Origin of the sequence: Kitasatospora sp. NPDC049258 (genome assembly GCF_040678895.1) — a bacterium.
Lineage (GTDB): Bacteria > Actinomycetota > Actinomycetes > Streptomycetales > Streptomycetaceae > Kitasatospora.
On the sequence record NZ_JBFAQT010000003.1, the window covers coordinates 31,486 to 48,724 of the forward strand.

The 17,239-nt window shown below is 73.8% G+C and carries 18 protein-coding genes and 1 tRNA gene; 9 read left to right on the plus strand and 10 right to left on the minus strand.

Going from position 1 to position 17,239, the window contains the following annotated elements; all coding sequences use genetic code 11:
• The first annotated feature begins 70 nt into the window (after positions 1 to 70).
• The 3 genes from AB0K43_RS03480 to AB0K43_RS03490 all read left to right on the plus strand — a co-directional run bounded on the left by AB0K43_RS03480 (position 71) and on the right by AB0K43_RS03490 (position 2,669).
• Positions 71 to 502, plus strand: coding sequence for a YciI family protein (locus AB0K43_RS03480; RefSeq protein WP_363635323.1), 432 nt, complete (start codon positions 71 to 73; stop codon positions 500 to 502).
• Positions 503 to 605: 103 nt separating this feature from the next.
• A complete protein-coding gene (locus AB0K43_RS03485; protein WP_363635778.1) occupies positions 606 to 1,937 on the plus strand; it encodes an RNA polymerase sigma factor in 1,332 nt (443 codons plus the stop codon).
• 330 nt (positions 1,938 to 2,267) lie between these two features.
• Entirely contained in the window at positions 2,268 to 2,669 is a 402-nt protein-coding gene (locus tag AB0K43_RS03490) for a YccF domain-containing protein (RefSeq protein WP_363635325.1), read from the plus strand.
• 30 nt (positions 2,670 to 2,699) lie between these two features.
• Here AB0K43_RS03490 and AB0K43_RS03495 read toward each other — a convergent pair whose 3' ends face one another.
• A complete protein-coding gene (locus tag AB0K43_RS03495) occupies positions 2,700 to 4,004 on the minus strand; it encodes a HEAT repeat domain-containing protein (protein ID WP_363635327.1) in 1,305 nt (434 codons plus the stop codon).
• 169 nt (positions 4,005 to 4,173) lie between these two features.
• Here AB0K43_RS03495 and AB0K43_RS03500 point away from each other — a divergent pair, with 169 nt between their 5' ends.
• On the plus strand, positions 4,174 to 5,076 hold the full coding sequence (locus tag AB0K43_RS03500; protein WP_363635329.1) for a squalene/phytoene synthase family protein: 903 nt from the start codon (positions 4,174 to 4,176) through the stop codon (positions 5,074 to 5,076).
• 274 nt (positions 5,077 to 5,350) lie between these two features.
• Here AB0K43_RS03500 and AB0K43_RS03505 read toward each other — a convergent pair whose 3' ends face one another.
• Complete coding sequence (locus AB0K43_RS03505; RefSeq protein ID WP_363635331.1) at positions 5,351 to 6,232, minus strand: LysR family transcriptional regulator; 882 nt, start codon at positions 6,230 to 6,232, stop codon at positions 5,351 to 5,353.
• A gap of 117 nt (positions 6,233 to 6,349) precedes the next feature.
• Between AB0K43_RS03505 and AB0K43_RS03510 the strand changes: the two genes are divergently transcribed.
• Positions 6,350 to 7,135, plus strand: coding sequence for an SDR family oxidoreductase (locus AB0K43_RS03510; RefSeq protein ID WP_363635333.1), 786 nt, complete (start codon positions 6,350 to 6,352; stop codon positions 7,133 to 7,135).
• 10 nt (positions 7,136 to 7,145) lie between these two features.
• Here AB0K43_RS03510 and AB0K43_RS03515 read toward each other — a convergent pair whose 3' ends face one another.
• Positions 7,146 to 8,144 (minus strand): NADP-dependent oxidoreductase, encoded by a 999-nt coding sequence (locus tag AB0K43_RS03515; RefSeq protein WP_363635780.1) that lies wholly within the window; start codon positions 8,142 to 8,144, stop codon positions 7,146 to 7,148.
• Between the two features lie 153 nt (positions 8,145 to 8,297).
• Here AB0K43_RS03515 and AB0K43_RS03520 point away from each other — a divergent pair, with 153 nt between their 5' ends.
• A complete protein-coding gene (locus tag AB0K43_RS03520) occupies positions 8,298 to 9,188 on the plus strand; it encodes a LysR family transcriptional regulator (protein WP_363635335.1) in 891 nt (296 codons plus the stop codon).
• 57 nt (positions 9,189 to 9,245) lie between these two features.
• On the opposite strand, the gene mug is transcribed toward AB0K43_RS03520, so the two are convergent.
• On the minus strand, positions 9,246 to 9,803 hold the full coding sequence (gene mug, locus AB0K43_RS03525) for a G/U mismatch-specific DNA glycosylase (RefSeq protein WP_363635337.1): 558 nt from the start codon (positions 9,801 to 9,803) through the stop codon (positions 9,246 to 9,248).
• A gap of 138 nt (positions 9,804 to 9,941) precedes the next feature.
• Here mug and AB0K43_RS03530 point away from each other — a divergent pair, with 138 nt between their 5' ends.
• Both AB0K43_RS03530 and AB0K43_RS03535 read left to right on the plus strand, forming a co-directional pair.
• Positions 9,942 to 10,421, plus strand: coding sequence for a hypothetical protein (locus tag AB0K43_RS03530; protein WP_363635339.1), 480 nt, complete (start codon positions 9,942 to 9,944; stop codon positions 10,419 to 10,421).
• A gap of 174 nt (positions 10,422 to 10,595) precedes the next feature.
• Positions 10,596 to 11,228, plus strand: coding sequence for a hypothetical protein (locus AB0K43_RS03535; RefSeq protein ID WP_363635341.1), 633 nt, complete (start codon positions 10,596 to 10,598; stop codon positions 11,226 to 11,228).
• Positions 11,229 to 11,316: 88 nt separating this feature from the next.
• Here AB0K43_RS03535 and AB0K43_RS03540 read toward each other — a convergent pair whose 3' ends face one another.
• Complete coding sequence (locus AB0K43_RS03540; RefSeq protein WP_363635343.1) at positions 11,317 to 11,805, minus strand: YajQ family cyclic di-GMP-binding protein; 489 nt, start codon at positions 11,803 to 11,805, stop codon at positions 11,317 to 11,319.
• 215 nt (positions 11,806 to 12,020) lie between these two features.
• Here AB0K43_RS03540 and AB0K43_RS03545 point away from each other — a divergent pair.
• Positions 12,021 to 12,101 (plus strand) — tRNA-Tyr (locus AB0K43_RS03545).
• A gap of 166 nt (positions 12,102 to 12,267) precedes the next feature.
• Here the strand turns inward: AB0K43_RS03545 and AB0K43_RS03550 are convergent.
• The 5 genes from AB0K43_RS03550 to AB0K43_RS03570 form a co-directional block, all read right to left on the minus strand.
• Positions 12,268 to 13,665, minus strand: coding sequence for a tyrosine-type recombinase/integrase (locus AB0K43_RS03550; RefSeq protein WP_363635782.1), 1,398 nt, complete (start codon positions 13,663 to 13,665; stop codon positions 12,268 to 12,270).
• Positions 13,665 to 13,850, minus strand: a complete 186-nt coding sequence (locus AB0K43_RS03555) for a helix-turn-helix domain-containing protein (protein WP_363635345.1) — start codon at positions 13,848 to 13,850, stop codon at positions 13,665 to 13,667. Before AB0K43_RS03555 ends, AB0K43_RS03550 begins: the two co-directional genes overlap by 1 nt.
• Positions 13,851 to 14,108: 258 nt before the next feature.
• Entirely contained in the window at positions 14,109 to 16,106 is a 1,998-nt protein-coding gene (locus tag AB0K43_RS03560; RefSeq protein ID WP_363635347.1) for a DUF3987 domain-containing protein, read from the minus strand.
• Entirely contained in the window at positions 16,103 to 16,687 is a 585-nt protein-coding gene (locus AB0K43_RS03565) for a hypothetical protein (protein ID WP_363635349.1), read from the minus strand. Before AB0K43_RS03565 ends, AB0K43_RS03560 begins: the two co-directional genes overlap by 4 nt.
• A gap of 121 nt (positions 16,688 to 16,808) precedes the next feature.
• The gene (locus AB0K43_RS03570; RefSeq protein WP_363635351.1) at positions 16,809 to 17,231 is read right to left on the minus strand and encodes a hypothetical protein; all 423 of its coding nucleotides are present in this window, start codon (positions 17,229 to 17,231) and stop codon (positions 16,809 to 16,811) included.
• Positions 17,232 to 17,239: the final 8 nt, after the last annotated feature.

A 17,239-nucleotide genomic window follows, 5' to 3' on the forward strand; every position in this document is an offset into this window, starting at 1 on the left:
AGACCTGAGCGGGACCTGAGGACCTGAACGGGACCGAGCGGCCTTCGGGCCGTCGACGAGGGAGAAGACGATGCGATTCATGATGCTGGTCAAGGCCAATGCGGACTCCGAGGCCGGTGTGCTGCCGAGCTCCGAGGCGATCGCCGCGATGGGCCGGTTCAACGAGGAGCTGATCAAGGCGGGGGTGATGCTGGCCGCCGACGGCCTGAAGCCCAGCTCGACCGGCGTCCGGCTGACCTACACCGACGGCGGCAGGCCCACCGTGACGGACGGGCCCTTCGCGGAGACCAAGGAGCTGCTGGCGGGGTACTGGGTGATCGACGTCAGCTCGCGCGAGGAGGCCGTCGAGTGGGGCTCGCGGGCACCGTTCGCGCCCGGCGACACGCTGGAGATCCGGCCGGTCTTCGAGGCCGGCGACTTCCCGGCCGACGCGGTCTCCGCCGAGACGCTGGAGAAGGAGCAGGCCTGGCGGGACGCCAACCAGCGGCCGATCCAGGGCTGACCGCGGCCGGTCCGGGCCTGCCCGCGTCTTCCCCGGGTGTCCGGGGCCGGAAGCTGCTCTGATGGGGGCTGTGACGGCTTCGGACACCCCTGCAGCTTCGGACATCCCACCTCCTGCCGCCGGGGCCGCCACCCGGCGGCAGGACACCGAGCGGGCGATCGACGCGCTCCGGCGGATCGAGTCGGCCCGGATCACCGCCGTGCTCACCCGGCTGGTCGGTGACTTCTCCGCCGCCGAGGAACTCGCCCAGGACGCCCTGGTCGCGGCGCTGGAGCAGTGGCCGACGACCGGCGTGCCGGACAACCCCGGCGCCTGGCTGACCGCCACCGCGAAGCACCGTGCGATCGACCTGATCCGCCGTGAGCAGCGGTACGCGCGCAAGCTCGCGCAACTCGGCCGTGAACTGGAGGGCGAGCGCCCGCCGGGCCCCGAGGAGCTCGCCCCGGCGCTCGGCGACGCGATCGAGGACGACCTGCTGCGGCTGGTCTTCACCGCCTGCCACCCGGTGCTCTCCACCGAGGCCCGCACCGCGCTCACCCTGCGGGTGATCGGCGGCCTGCGGACGGACGAGGTCGCCCGCGCCTTCCTCACCACCGAGGCCACCGTCGCGCAGCGGATCGTCCGGGCGAAGCGGACCCTGGCCCGCGCCGAGGTGCCGTACGAGGTGCCGGAGGGCGCCGAGCTGGTCACCCGGCTGGGCTCGGTGCTGGAGGTGGTCTACCTGATCTTCAACGAGGGGTACGCGGCCACCGCCGGCGACGACTGGATGCGGCCGGCGCTGTGCGAGGAGGCGATGCGGCTCGGTCGGCTGCTGGCGGGGCTGATGGATGGCGCCGCCGAGGTGCACGGGCTGGTCGGCCTGATGGAGCTCCAGGCCTCCCGGTCGGCGGCCCGCACCGGGCCGGGCGGGGAGTCGGTGCTGCTGCTCGACCAGGACCGCGGCCGCTGGGACCAGCTGCTCATCCACCGTGGCCTGGCCGCGCTGGACCGGGCCTGGGGCCTGGCCACGCCGCCCGGCCCGTACACCTTGCAGGCCGCCATCGCGGCCTGTCACGCCCGGGCCCGGACGGCGGCGGGCACCGACTGGGTGCGGATCGCCGCGCTCTACACCGCCCTCGCCGAGCGGGCGCCCTCGCCCGTGGTCGAGCTGAACCGGGCGGTGGCGCTGGGGATGGCCTTCGGCCCGGAGGCCGGGCTGGACCTGGTCGACCAGCTCCGCGACGAGCCCTCGCTGAAGGCCTACCACCTGCTGCCCGCGGCCCGGGGCGACCTGCTGGCCCGGCTCGGCCGGCACACCGAGGCCGCGGCGGAGTTCGAGCGGGCGGCCGCGCTCACCCGCAACGGCCGCGAGCGCGCGGTGCTGCTCGGCCGCGCGACCGCCAGCGCCCACGAGGCGGGGGCCGGAGCCCGTCCTGACGGGGACGCCGTGCCATGAGGGCTTGGACCATGAAGGTGCTGGACACCGTTCTGAACGTCCTGTGACTGATCTTCCGCAGCGTCCGGATGGCCATGGCCTACGCAGTCGCGGGAATCATCTGCTTCACGCGCGGGTCGGGCGGTAGTGGCGTGAGCCGGTCGACCGAACGGCGAGATGCTCTCCGCTGCGAACCGAGAGCTGCGGAAGGTGCGCAGCGAGTGCGTGGGCGTCCCCGGCGCAGGTCGGGTCGATCGCCACGTCGGTGCCCCGTCCCGCACGGCGACCGGCCCGGACGGGGAGCCCTGTCAACGGCAGGCGGGGCCGCGATGTGCGTGGGAGGCTGGTCTCATGACGGTGATCCAAGGCATCCTGAACGTCCTCTGGCTGATCTTCTGCGGCATTTGGATGGCCATTGCGTATGCAATTGCCGGAATCATTTGCTTCATCCTCATTATTACAATTCCATTTGGCATTGCTTCTTTCCGCATCGCTGGATACGTGCTGTGGCCGTTCGGGCGGACGACCGTGGTGCGGGAGGACGCGGGGGCGGCGTCCTGCGTCGGCAATGTGATCTGGCTGGTGTTCGCAGGCTGGTGGCTGGCGCTGGCGCACATCGCGACCAGCATTCCGCTGTTCGTCTCGATCATCGGGATCCCGTTCGGCTGGGCGAACCTGAAGATGATCCCGATCTCGCTGATGCCGCTCGGCCGCGAGGTGGTCTCCTCGGATCAGCGGTTCGCCGGCTGGTGATCCGGCCCCGGGCGCCCGTCGGGGCCCGGGTCAGGGGCTGTGGCGCAGTTCGGCCCAGGTGCCGGCGGCGGCGGTGCGGGCCGCGTCGCGCAGGCGCGGGTCCGCCGAGCTCTCGGCGGACTCCAGGGCGACGTCCCAGGCGTACTCGTCGGGGTCGGTCTCCCGGAGCAGCCGCAGCAGTGGCTCGACCGCGCGCGGGTCACCGCGGTGGGCGAGGCCGCGGGCGGCTTCGGCGACCACCGGGGTGGCAGGGTCCGCCAGCAGCCCGGCGAGGGTGTCCCGGATCTCGGGGGTGTCGGCCTCCACCGAGGCCAGCGCGAAGGCCGCCCAGTCGCGTACGCCGTCGTCCGGGTCGGCGACCAGGGCCAGCACCGCGGCCATCGCCTCGGCGTGGTCGCCGGGCACCAGGCCGACCAGGGCCACCGCGATGCTGTGCCGGACCGGGGCGTACGGGTGGTGGACATGGCGGGCCAGCTCGGGCAGCGCCGCCGGATCCCGCTGGTGGCCGAGCCCGGCGAGCACCGACTGGAGGACCTCCGGGTCCTGCTCCGCCGCCGCCATCCGCCGCAGCAGCGCGACGATCCGCTCCGCGTAGGGCCGCTCCCGGGACAGGTAGTCGAACTGCGCCAGCACGTCGACCCCGAACTCCCTGGCCCGCGGCCGCTCGTCGCCGCACAGCCGCTCGGCCGCCAGGTAGGCGCTCTCCCCGCCCCGGCGGTGCAGCAGCCGGACGGGCTCCCACCAGCCGGGGTGCTCGGAGCTCGGGCAGGCCAGCGCGCGGGCGGTGAGCTCCTCGAACGGGGCGTCGATCCCGAGTGACTCCTCCAGCAGGCAGAGCACCGCCGAGTGCCCGTCCTGCACCTCGGCCACCTCGGCCCGGCCGCCCGGCCCGGGGCCGGTGCGTTCGGCGACGATCAGGCCGGTCTCGTCCGGCTGCTCCTCGCGGTGGACGGCCACCGTGCCGGGCCCGGCCGCCGCGAGCCGCCGGCGCAGCTCCTGCTCCGGGTCGAGGCCCTGCCAGCGGCGGGCGAGCTCCGCGGGCGTCCGGCCCTGGGAGTCCGGGGCGGTGGGGTCGGCGCCGGCCGCGAGCAGCACCTGGGCGACCCCGAAGGCACCGCGCTCGGCGGCCAGGGCCAGCGGTGCGCCCTGGTCGGGGTCGGCGCCGTGCTCCAGCAGCAGTTCGGCCATCAGGCCGTCGCCGGCCGCGGCTGCCACGGCCAGCGGGGCCGGTGCCCCGGGGCCGGCCGGGCCGGCGGGTGCGCCGGCGGCCAGCAACTCCAGGGCCTTCGGCCGGTCCCCGCTGCGTACCGCCTCGATCAGGGTGTCCTCGCTCATGGGCAGCAGTTTTCCGCACCACCACCCGGCGGCGGGGCAGGCCCGCCCGGGTGGATACGGTGGGCGGGTGTCCGACGCCTCGGGAAGCCCTCCGGGGCACCCCGGGGCACCCGCGGGACGCACCGGGACGGCTCGGGACGCCCGCCCCCCTCAAGGAGAACCGGTCGCCTTGCCCAGCTGGCGCAGCACCCTCACCGCCGCGGAGATCACCGAGGCTCCGCTGCGGGCCGACTACACCGCCGCCGCCCGGCGGGTGCTGCGGCGGGAGCAGGCCCCGTACCTGGCGCTGCGGCTGCTGGCCGCGCCGCCGCTGGTGCCGTACCTGGCGGCCGGGCTGGCGTTCATGAACCTGGTGGACGATGTCGCCGAGAGCGGTACGCCGCAGGAACGGGAGCGCGGGCTCAAGGAGTTGACCGACCGGGTGGGTGAGGCGCTGGAGTCCGGGCGCAGTGCGGACCCGGTGCTGCGGGCGTACGCGCACGCGGTGGCCGTGCGGGAGTTGCCGGTGCGCTGGGTGACGGACTTCCTGGCGGGTGCGGCCTCGGCCGAGGCCGGGTTCGCGGGCTTCGACACCGAGCGGGACTTCCAGGCCTACCTGGACGCCTACGCCTGGCCGGGGGTGGTGGTCTTCACCGGTCTGCAGTACCGGGGCGGGCCCGACGAGGCGGCGGCCGCCGGCTGGCGGCGGTTCGTCGACGCCGCGCAGCGGGCGGACTTCCTGGCCGATCTGGCGGGTGATCTGGCCGCCGGCCGGCTGTGCATCCCGCGCGACCGGCTCGCCGAACACGGCGTGACCCGGGCCGAGTTGGAGCAGGGGCGGGACGGTGCGGCGGTGCGGGCGCTGCTGGCCGACCAGTGCGCGCGGGCCCGGGCGGCGCTGGACGCCGCCGCGGACGTGGTGGACCTGGCGGACCCGGGGCTGCGGGCGGTGGGCCGGATGATGACCGAGCTGATGGCGCACCAGTTGGCGGCGGTGGAGCGGGCCGGGGTGCGGGCGCTGCGCCGGGATGTCGGCTACGGGGTGCTGGCGCCGCTGCGGATCCTGGCCCGGGCCCGGCGCGGCCGGGGGTAGGGCGACCGAGTGCCGCTCGCGGGTGCGGCACCAGGAGCGTGCGGCACGAGAAGCGGGCAGTGCGCGAAGGCCGGCCGGGCCCGGGTGCCCGACTACGAGGCGTGGACCGTGCCCGGCTTCCGGTTCAGGCTCTGCAGGCAGAGGGAGTACCTGTCGCTGCCCCGCCGGTGGACGAAGTAGCCGTCGGCGTCGGGGAGGAGCTCCGGCACACGCTCTCGCCGTCGGTGGTGTCGTCGTTACGGCCGACGGGGCCGAGCACGTCGACCAGGTCGGGTCAGGCGGGGGTGCGTCCGACGCGGATCTCGCGGGCGAGCAGTTCGGCGAAGGCGGTGGTGAGGCGGTCCGGCCGGGTGCGGGTGTAGGCGGTCAGGGTGCGCCGGACCGGCGGCTGCGGGTGCAGCACCGTGCCGTCGAAGCCGGGCGGGAGCGTGTTGGCCGGGACCAGGGCCGGCCCGAGGCCGGCGGCGGCGAGCAGCGGTGCGGCGGCGGTCTGCTCGGTCCGGACGGCGATCCGGGGCTGGAACCCCGCCTTGGCGCAGGCCTGGTCGAGCACCTCGGCGAGCCCGTTGCCGGGGGCGTAGTGCACCCAGTCGCGCTCGGCGAGCCCGGCCAGCCGGACCGGGCCCGTGACAAGCTCGCCGGCCGGCAGCACCACCACGAACTCCTCCACGCCCAGCTCCCGTACCGGCCCCTCCCAGCCCGCCGGGGTCGGGCCGACCGCCAGGTCGGCCTCGCCGGCCGCCATCGCGGCCTGCAGCCGCTCGGCGTGCGGGTACTCGCGCAGCCGGATCCGCACCCCCGGGTACTGCTCCCGCCAGCTGCGCAGCACCGCCGGGAGCGGGCCGATGCTCACCGAGTAGACGGTGGCGACCTCCAGTTCGCCTTCGTCGAGGCCGGCCGCCCGGGCGGCGGCGGACCGCAGGCGCTCGGCCTCGGCCAGCGCGGCCCGGGCGTGCGGGAGGACGGCGCGGCCGGTCGGGGTGAGCCGGACGGCCCGCGGCAGGCGCTCCAGCAGGGGGCCGCCGACGCTGCGTTCCAGGGCTCGGATCTGGTGCGAGAGGGCGGGCTGGGTGACGTGCAGCCGCTCGGCCGCACGGGTGAACGAGCCGGTGTCGACCACGGTCACCAGGTATTCGAGCTGTCGCAACGTCGCCATGCAGGGAGTTTATGGCAGGCGGAGAAAACAAGCCTTGGACGCATGGGGGCTGCTGGGCACAGGGTCGTGGTGACCGTTCCGCACTGCTGTGCCCCGCTTTCGAGGAGTCGATCCATCGTGTCCCAGTCCGTTGCCCCCACCGCCGCCCTGCGAGCACTCTCCGCCCTGCCCGGCCCGCGTGCGCTGGAGGGGCGCCGGGTCGTCGTGATCGGCGCCGGGTCGCACACCGGTCGCCGGCTCGCGCTGGCGGCCTCGGCCGCCGGCGCCGACCTGGTGCTGGCCGGCCCCGACCCGCGCAAGCTGGAGTGGACCGCCGGTGAGCTGGCCGGCGAGCCGGCCGGGCGGGCCGAGGTGGTGCAGGTCGACCTCGCGGACGAGGCGTCGATCGCGGAACTGGCCGCCGTGGTCGGCCGGTTCGACCACCTGGTCTCGACCGCCGCGATGCCGGCCAACGGTCCGCTGGCCGAGCTGGAGCCGGCGGCCGTCCGGCGGGCGTTCGACGCCAAGGTGATCGGCCCGCTGCTGCTGGCCAAGCACCTGGGCGGTCAGGTCGCCGAGGGCGGCTCGTTCACCTTCTTCTCCGGCGTCGCCGCCTGGCGCCCGGCGCCCGCCCGCACGGTGATGGCGACGACCAACGGGGCGCTGGCCTTCCTGGTGCAGGCGCTGGCCGTGGAGATCGCCCCGGCCCGGGTGAACGCGGTCTCGCCGGGCATCGTCGACACCGGCAGCTGGGACGGCCTGGGCGCGGGCAAGGAGGCCTTCCTGCGGACGGTCGCCGAGCGCAACCCGGCCCGTCGGGTCGGTTCGGTGGACGACCTGGTGCAGGCGGTGCTGTTCGCGATGCTCAACCCGTACGTCACCGGCACGGTGCTGCACGTGGACGGCGGCGGGCGGCTGGTCTGACGGCCGGTGTTCACCCGCCCAGCTTGACGATCATCTTGCCGGTGTTCTCGCCCCTGAACAGGCCGAGGAAGGCGCCGACCACCTGGTCGAAGCCCTCGCGCACGGTCTCGTCCGGCACCACCCGGCCGGAGCGGATGTGCGGGGCCAGGAACGCGTACAGCTCCTGCTGCGCGTCCAGGTGGTCGCGGACCAGGAAGCCCTCCAGCCGCAGGCTCTTGCCGACCACGTCGAAGAGGTTGCGTGGTGCGGCGGGCGGCTGCGTGGAGTTGTACTGGGCGATTGCCCCGCACCAGGCGACCCGGCCGCGGTCGCGCAGTGCGTCGATCGCCGCTTCCAGGTGGTCGCCGCCGACGTTGTCGAGGTAGACGTCGACCCCGTCCGGCGCGGCCGCCCGGAGCAGTTCGGTGACCGGGGCGTCGTGGTGGTCGAAGGCGGCGTCGTAGCCGAGCCGCTCGGTCAGGTGGCGCACCTTGGCCGCCGAGCCTGCGCTGCCGACCACCCGGCGGGCGCCGAGCAGCCGGGCCAGCTGGCCGGCCGCGCTGCCGACCCCGCCGGCCGCCGCCGACACGAACAGGTCCTCGCCGGGCTGCAGCCGGGCGATCCTGGTCAGGCCGACGTACGCGCTCAGGCCGGTGCCGCCGAGCACGCTCAGGTGCGCGCTGAGCGGGACGCCGGGGAGGTCGGGCAGCCGGCGCACGGTGTCCGGGGCGACCACGGCGTGGGTGCGCCAGGCCTGGCGGTGCGCGACCAGTTCGCCGACGGTGAGGGCCGGTGTGCGGGACTCGACCACCCGGCCGAGCGCGCGGCCCTCCAGCGGGGCGTTCAGCTCCCAGCCGCCCTCGTCCATCTCCTGCCGCATGTACGGGTCGACCGAGAGGTAGAGGTTCTCGACCAGCGCGGTGCCGTCCGCGAGCGCGGGGATCTCCTCGGTGACCTGGGCGAAGTTCTCGGCGGTGGGGAGACCGGTGGGGCGGGAGACCTGGTGGACGGCGTGCAGGGTGCGGGACACGGTGGTGTTCTCCTGGCGGGTGGCGGGTGGCGGGTGGCGGGTGGCGGGTGTGCGATCACCGTAGGAGGCGGGGGAGCGGGCCGGGCAGGGGTGCGCCTTCATGGCAGGCGGCCTTCCATGAGCGGTCTTCATGGATCGCGGTAGGTTCGGCGGATGACCGACCTCGCTCCGCAGGAGCTGCGCGTCCTCGTCGCCGTCGAGCGGGCCGGGGGTTTCACCGCCGCCGCGGTGGGCCTGGGGATGACCCAGTCCGCCGTCTCGCACGCGGTGCGTTCCTGCGAGCGCAAGCTCGGCGCGGTGCTCTTCGAGCGCGGCCGGTACGGCGCCCGTCCCACCGCCGCGGGCGCGCGGGTGGCCGCGCACGCCCGTCAGGTGTTGCGACTGCTGGAGGCGATCCGCACCGACGCCCGGGCGAGCGAGGCCGAGCAGGTCGCCGGGGTGCTGCGGATCGCGGCGTTCCGCAGCGTGGCCGCGCACCTGCTGCCGGCCGTCCTGGCCCGGCTGACCGACCGCTACCCGGCGCTCACCCCGCAGGTCCGGATCGTCCGGGAACTCGGCCGGGGCACCGCCGGCGAGGTCGCCGACGGCCGCGCCGACCTCGGCCTGGCCACGCTCGACGCGGACACCACCCGGGTCCCGGGGCTGCTGGCGGTCCGTCTCTTCGAGGAGTCGTACGCGCTCGCGCACCCGCAGGGGCGGGACCGGCCGCGCAGCCTGCCGCTGATCGACTGGGACGAGAACTGCGGCTCCTACACCCGCGCCTGGTGGGACCGGCAGGACTGGATCCCGGCCGCGACCGTGGAGGCCGAGGACGACAGCGTGGTGCTGTCCATGGTCGCCCAGGGGATCGGCATGGCGATCATGCCCAGGCTCACCCTGCTCGGCGCCCCGGCGGGACTGGCCGTCACCGACCTGGGGCCGGAGCCGCCCACCCGGCAGGTCGGCTACGTCACCACGCCGGAGCTGGCCGGCACCGCCGCCGTCCGGGCGCTGATCCGGGAGCTGCGCTCGACGCCGCTGCCGGCGGGGCTGCGTCGGCGCTAGGAGTCGTGTCGCTGCGGCTGCGGCTGCGGCTGCGGGTGTGGGTAGGTGTGGGGGCGCTCAGTCCGCGACCGCCTCGCGCAGGGTGCGGAACTCGGCCGCGATCCCGTCCAGCGTGTAGTGCGCGTTGAGCCCGCTGGGGTTGGGCAGCACCCAGACCTGGGTCGCGCCGATGACGTGCTGCTGCGGCCCCACCGCCGCCTTGGGCCGGCCGAAGGCGGTCCGGTACGCGCCGATGCCGAGCACCGCCAGGGCCCGCGGCCGCAGCCGCTCCACCCGGGCGACCAGCTCGGCGCCGCCCACCCGGTACTCCTCGGGCGTCAGCTCGGCCGCCTTGGCGGTGGTCCGGGCCACCACGTTGGTGATGCCGAGCCCGAGTGCGAGCAACTCCTGCTGCTCGTCGGGCCCGAGCAGGCGCGGGGTGAAGCCGGAGCGGTGCAGGGCGGGCCAGAACCGGTTGCCGGGCCGGGCGAAGTGCCGGCCGGTGGCGCCCGACCACAGGCCCGGGTTGATGCCGCAGAACAGCACCCGTAGGCCGGGCGCCGCGACGTCCGGGATGGTGGTGTCCTGGGCGGCGGCCAGTTCCTCGGGGGTGGGGCGGTGCGCGGTCCTCGTCACCCGGTCCACTCTGCCGTACCGGCCGGCCGGGCCGCAGCCGTGTCCGGTGGTGGGGCGCCGCTGCCACAGGTCGTCCCGCTGGATAGCCAGTTCGATTAATTTCCTGCCCCGGGCTCGCCCGATGCGGAGAATGATGAGATGTCATACGAACTGAACGCGCTGGCCGCGACCGCCGAACTGCTCCACGTGGTGGCGGCGGAAGTACCGGTCGCGCGGGTCGTGCGGCTGGAGCAGGGCCTCGCGCTGATCCCCATGACGGAACGGCTGCACACCGCCCTGCACCAGCCGGCCGGTGCCGGGCAGGCGGGCTTCTCCTACTTCCCCGGCGGCCTGGGCCGCAGGCTGGAGGCATGGTCCCAGTCGGCCCCGATCGCCTACCTGGAAGCGGCCTACTTCGGGGGTGAGGGCAGCCAGAGCGCCGCGGTCTGGATCGACGGCCGGATCGCGCTCGGACCGCTCCAGCTCGGCGAGGACGGCCCGAACCCGGCCGAGGGCACCCCGATCTCCCGGGCGCTGCGCCGGCTAGGGGCCCAGGGCGGGCCGGGACTGGACGAGTTCGAGACCGTCGGCCTGGGCCGGCGCCGGCACATGGAGGACTGGATCGCGGCCGGCGGCTGACGGGCGGGGTGCGGCGGGGCGGGGTGCGGCGGGGCGGGGCCGACGGGGCGGGGCCGACGCCTACGAAGGGTCACGCACCGTTCGGCGTACAAGCGGTGGCCGGGGTACGGGGGGTGGCCCAACGTGTGGTGCAGGCGAGATGCCTGAACTCCACCGAAAGGAAACAGCTTTCCCATGCGTGCCATCCGGACGGCCGCCGCGCTGACTGCAGCAGTGGGCCTCACCTCAGTCTCCCTGGCGACCGTCGACTTCGCGTACGCGGCCGCCGCCGCCCCCGCGACCACCACCCGTACCGTCGCGGTCCGCTCGACGGCCACCATGAACCAGGCGCAGCCCCGCGATGCCCTCGGCGGCGCGCTCGGCAGCGTCCTCGGCCTGGTCAACAGCATCCTCTCGCTGGTCACCTCGCCCACCGGGACCCCGGACCTGGCGGACCTGCAGAAGAAGGTCGACGAGCTCACGGCCGCCGTCACGGCGCTGCTCGGCGGCCTGCCGGTCGACCTGCCGGAGCTGCCCGTCGACGTGCCGGACGCACCGGTGGACCTGCCGGCCCCGACCGCGCAGCTCCCGACCGCGCAGCTCCCGGCCGCGCAGCTGCCTGCCGGGCACGCACCGGCCGGGCGCGCACCGGCCGGGCAGGCGCCGCGTGGCCCGGCTGTCGAGGCCCCCGTCGTCCTGCCGGCGAAGGCCGCCGACGCGCTGAGGAAGGCGCAGGAGGACGTGGCCGCCCTGGTCAAGAAGGTCACCGGGGCCGCCGGCGCGGTCGACCGCAGTCGGGCCGTGCCCGACTTCACCGCGCGGCGGTAGGCCTGCTGCGGGCAACAGCCACGAGGCCCCCGGACCACAGCTGGTCCGGGGGCCTCGTGGGCTGCGCCGCGCCCTGGGGGCGCCAGGGTCAGCGGTAGTTCACGAACTGGATCGCGAAGTCCAGGTCCTTGCCCTTGAGCAGGGCCTGGATGGCCTGGAGGTCGTCCCGGGACTTGGAGCTGACCCGCAGCTCCTCGCCCTGGACCTGGGCCTTGACGCCCTTGGGGCCCTCGTCACGGATGATCTTCGCGACCTTCTTGGCATCGTCCTGCGTGATGCCTTCCTTGATGTCCACGGAGATCTTGTACTCCTTGCCGGACAGCTGCGGGTCTCCGGCGTCCATCGCCTTCAGGGACAGGTTCCGCTTGATGAACTTGTCCTTCAGCACGTCCAGGATCGCCTTGACGCGCTCCTCGCCGTTGGCCTTCATCTCGATCTTCTCGCCCGAGCGCTTGATCTCGGCGCCGACGTTCTTGAAGTCGAAGCGGGTCGAGATCTCGCGGGAGGTCTGGTTGATCGCGTTGTCGACCTCCTGCCACTCGACCTTCGAGACGATGTCGAAACTGGAGTCGGCCATGGGTGTTGGTCTCCTTGCGGTACTGGCTTCACGGTCAGGGGCCACCCTCCCGGACGGCCGCCACCCCAGCCTATCCAGCCGTGCCCCCGCCCTGCGGCCGACAGCCACGACCCGCCCTTGATCACCACGTGACCAATCGAGTGGCGGAGCACCCCCGTCCATCAGGTATCGTTTACGACGTCGAACGGGGCAGCCCCCCGCGAGACACCATCCCTGGCTGGTTGCCCGAGCGGCCAAAGGGAGCAGACTGTAAATCTGTCGCGCAAGCTACGCAGGTTCGAACCCTGCACCAGCCACCGGATAACGGAACGGCCCCTGATCTGCGGAAACGCAGGCCAGGGGCCATTTCTGTTGTGTTCGAACGCATGGCGTATCGGATGGGTGATTTGCCTGGTTTGTCTCACCTGATCCCGCCGGAATCCCGGCCCTGACCAGCGCGTCCGGACCAGCCACGGACCAGATTCAGGCGAGGTCCGTGCGGCGTGGGAGCTGAGGCGGGACGGCGCCGCGGCCGAGCCGCTTGGAGATCAGCTCGTTCGCGTAGTCCTCGGTGCCGTGGAGGCACTTCGCGTAGACCCGCAAGAGCACCGCGACGCTGTGGCCGGCGCGGCGCGCGACCTCGGTGGGGTCGACCCCGGAGTTCAGCCAGAGTGAGACGCACGCGTGACGCAGGTCATACGGTCGCTTGCCCAGCGCTGTGACGCAGTCGGCGGGGGACAGCACCTCGGCGCGGGCCTTCGCCCACACGGCGCCATAGCCGCTCTCCTGCACCATGCCGTCCCGCGAGGTGCGGAACAGCCGGCCGTCCGGCGCGACACCGTGCGCGTCGATGTGGTCCCGCAGCAGCGCGACCAGCTCCGGGGGGATCGGGACGGGCCGGGTCGCCTTGACCGCCCGGTGCTTCAGCCCGCGAGTGTCGTGGGATGTGCCGTCGTCGGTCCACGACGACCCGACGCGCGGCCGGCTCCCGTCCAGGACCAGGCGGCCCCACCCCTGCTCGGGCAGGATGCACCGGTCGCGCTTCAGGTGGATGACCTCGGCCGGCCGCATCGCGGCGTAGTAGAGGCACCCGAAGAACGCCTTGAGGCGTGGTCCGCGCCGCCCCTGCCGCCCGACTGCGTCGAGAAGTGCGATGGCCTGCTCGGGGTTCACCACCACGCCGGGGTCGACCTCCTCCTCGCTGTCCGGCGGCTGCCACTGGACCAGCGGCATCGGGTTGGTGGTCAGCAGCCCCTCCTCGACGGCGTGGCCGAGGATGTGGTGCAGGATCCGGCGCTTGCGGAGGATGACCGACGGCGCCGCCTTCTTGCCGTCCAGCTTCACCGCCAGCGCATCGAGCATCCGGCGCATCATCTTGGGGTCCTCGAACTCCGCCACCATCACGGAGTTCTTCGCGACCCAGGCCAGCGCCTTCGCCATCTCCGGTGGCGGCTCCGTGTCGCGCTGGTTGACGTTGAAGGCCCAGCTGTACAGCGCGCGCCGCACCAGCCGCTTGTCCGGCATGCCGGCCTTTGTGCGGACCAGCTCGAACGTCACCGTGGCCAGCGCGTCGGCCCACGTGGTCCGGGTCTTGGCGGGGGCTCCCTCCCAGCGCTTCTCCACGTAGCTCCGGCCGTGCTGGTACCAGGTGACCTGCTTCTCTTTCCGCAGTTCGGAGAGGGGTAGGCCGCGGTCGAGGTCGAACGGCTCGCCCGCCCGCGCGGCGGTGATGAGCTCGGCCTTGCGGCCGTCCGCCTGGGTCTTCGTGAGGTAGGACTCCGAGAACTCCCGGACGCCGACGACCCAGCGGACCATGTAGGGCTTGCGCCGGTCGAGGCGGACCCGGTGCTCCCAGAACTGCACCTTGTACGAGGTCGGCATCAGGCGGCGGCCTCGCACGACGCCCACCAGGCGTCCAGCGCGGCCCGGCTCACGCGGATCTGACCGTTCGGCAGCTTGGTCAGCTTCGGGCCCTTGCCGCGGGCGCGCATCCGGTAGAACGCGGCGCGGGACATCTCCAGCTCTTCGAGGACGGCGGGGAGCTTCAGGTACTCCTGCTTGGGCATGGCTGGGTCTCCGTTTGAGAGGACGGATGGCGATTGCGGGGTGTGACGGGGACCGCCCGCGGGCGGGGGCGGAGGGGGGAAAGTGTCAGGGATGCCAGGGGAAATCGCTGACCTGCGGATTTGGGTCCTGGCGGGGCGTCAGGGATTGTCAGGGATGTCAGGGAAAGGGGTGGGTTCTCCTGACATCCCTGACTTCTCCTGACGGGGTGTCCGGAGTTGTTCGTGCTGGTCAGGGGTTTGTCCTGACTTCCCTGACGGTTACGGGCCGGTCTGGCTGTCGGCGGGTGCGGTCAGGGAGGGGTGGACACGGTAGGTGACGGAGCTGGGGCGTCCGCGCTGGCCGGTCGCGGCTGGTTGGTCGGTACGGAGGTAGCCATGCTGTTCGAGGAGGTTCAGCGCAGGTTCGACGTCGGCGACCTTCTTGAACCGCCGGGAGGACGCCACGGCGTCGTACGCCTTGATGTGCTGGCGGTGGGTGCCGTCCTGCTTGGGGCGGCGGAGCCATTCGAGGACGGCGTGGGCGTCCTCGGTGGCGGGGTCGGCGGCGATGAGGTCGAAGACGGCGAGGGTGTGGGCGGTGAAGTAGTCGGCGATCTCGGCGGCGCGGGCGATGGTGTCCGGGGCGATGGGTTGTCCCCAGCCTGTGGACAGGTGGTCGGCGAGGTGGAGCAGGCCGGCCAGGCGGACGGTGTGGCCGACGAGCTTGCCGGCCCAGTCGCGGATGTGGGCGAGCGGCTCGTCCGGGCGGAGCTGCACTTCGAGGCGGTCCTGCAGGCCTTCGACGGCGAGGTCGGCGGCCGGGTCGCAGGGGACGGTGACGGGTTCGGGCAGGTCGACCAGGGTGCGGATGAGGGTGGCGAGGTTGGTGTCGTAGGCGCGGGCGACGGGTTCGGGGACGGCGGTGGTGCGGGTCTTGCGGTAGCCGAGGTTGGACGGCGGCAGCGAGTAGAGGAAGCGGGCGAGCAGGCCGCGGTCGCGGGCGCCGGGGGTGGCGCCGAGTTCCTGCAGGACGGCGGGCTGGGGGGTGACGCCGATGGTGAGGGCGGGCTTGTCGACGGTGGGCTGCTCGCGGGTGATGCGGTCGGTCTGCAGGCGTTCGCCCTTGTGGGCCTGCAGGAACACGCCGAGGTTGGGCTTGGCGCTGTAGCGGCCGGAGATGATGTCGAACAGGTCGCCCTCGGGGGAGAGCGCGGCCAGGCAGCGGTGGATGGCGAGTTGGTGGGTGAGCGGTTCGGGGGTGATGTCGCCGGAGACGGTCAGTCGCGGGGTGGGCGGGACCTGGATCTGGTCGGCGAGCATGCGGGCGGCGGAGATCTCGGCGACCAGGTGGGCGCGGTCTACGGTGTCGCCGGCCTTCTTGGCCCGGTTCATGAGGGCTTCGACCTCGGCGTCGGCGGTGTCCTTGGCGGTCTGGGCCTCGATGATCCGGGCGCGGGCTTCCTCGCGCAGCTCGTCCTCGATGCGGTAGATGGGGGCGGTCATGGCGGCGAACACGTCGGATTTGCGGCTGGCCGGGGGCATCGCGCAGACGAGGAACAGGTTGGTCTGCTCGCTCCAGCCGGGCCGGATCTGGACGTGGACCCGGCCGCCGGCGGCGGTGGCGAGGGCGGCGAGGGCCATGGTGGCGGCCATGTCGGGCGGGGTTTGGGTGAACTCGGCGACCGCGGCGACGTGCTCGGCGACCCAGGCGGGGAGGGAGTGGACGGGGAAGGTGGGCAGGGCGCCGTGCGAGCCGAGGACGACGGGGGTGGACCAGGCCTCGCCTTCGTCCAGGGCGCGCAGGGTGTCGAGGGCGGCGGTGCGGATGCCGTCGAGGTCGGCGGTGTGTTCGCCGGCGAGCTGGGCGATGCGGCCGGCGCCGCTGGAGATCCGCCGGCGTCGGGCGCCGACCTGCACCAGCTCGGCGTAGTACTCGCCGTGGCTGGCGGTCGGCGTCACGTCCACGCACCCGTGCAGGTAGGCGGCGCCGCCGACCCGCGCGAGGTCCCCGGAGGCGCGCAGGGCGTCGGTGAGCAGGAGCGGGTCGATGGGCTGCCCGGCACCGGCCATCCGGGTGATGGCCCGCCAGATCGTCTCGTGCGCCGGCCGGTAGAACACCCCGGGGTCACCACCGAGGGCTTGGGCGAGGGCGGGGATCCGGGTTGGGTCGAGCAAAGCGGCGCCGATGACGGCCTGTTCGGCGGTGATGACCTCGGCGGGTTCGGGGTTGAACGGGATGACGTTGTGGTGCGGGTCGGTGTGGTGCTGGGTGGTCACCGGGCGCCGCCGGTCAGGTCGGCGACCAGGTGGGTGTTGGCGTTGGCGATGCCGGCCAGGGCGCGGACGGCGGCCTTGGCGGCGCGGGTCATGGCCGGGCCGGGCCGGGTCGTGCCGGGCGTGATGAGGAGTCGGTCCGGCACGGGGACGATCAGATCGGCGGTCACGAGAACGGCGGTGCGGTCGGACGGTTCCGGGGTTTCCAGCGCGGCCCAGCGCTGGTCCGCCCACGGGTTGTGCTCCCGCTGCCAGTCCAGGACCCGGCCGGGGCGGTGGGTGAGGGCGTGGTGGCGGAGCGGGACCGTGATCCGCAGGGCGAGCCGGCCATCGTCGGTGATGACGGCGGTGATGGCGTGCAGGTCGGGGCGGACCCGGACGTAGCCGGGGGCCATGATGGGGCTGGTGGCGACCATCCAGGCGACGGCCGCGAAGCTGACGGGCCGGAGCGGTTCGCCATCGTCGTTCAGCAGGTGGGGGTGGAGGGCGAGGTAGGCGCCGTAGCGGGAGTCCCCGTCGGAGGCGCGGGACCTGTCGTAGCTGTCGTCGGTGACGGCGAGCGTGTGCGGGCCGAACTCGGGCATGCTGGTGTCCTTCGGTCTCGTGGAAACGGGAGCGGATCGCCCCGCAGCAGCCGGTGTCACCCGGCAAGGTCGTCCGGCTGCTGCGGGGTTTCGTGCTGTCCGGGGCCGGTGGCCCCGGCGTTCAGCGGTTGCGGTTGTGGGTGGTGACGTGGACGTTCACCGCGCCCCGCCCGCCAGCGCCGTTGCTGCCCACGCTGTTCTTGAGCAGCCAGGAGAGGGCGAGGACGGCGGCGAGCAGGCCGAGGCCGGTGGCGGCCTGGGCGACGGCCTGCAGCATGTAGCCGACTCCGAGGCCGGCGGCGCCGGTGCCGATCCCGCCGGCCAGCAGCCGGGCGGGCCACGGGTCGCGCCCCGGCAACTCGTTGAACATCGCTACCGGGGTGTGGTTCTGTCCGGCCGTCGGGGCCTGCTGGTGTGCCAGGTGTGGGAGCTGCGTGGGCTGGTGCGCGATCAGGGGGGCGACGGGGGCCGGGCCGGGGAGGTAGTAGGGCTGGCCGTCGGCGGTGTAGAGCACCGCCGGGGTGTGCTGCTGGGTGGTGTTCATTTCGGTGC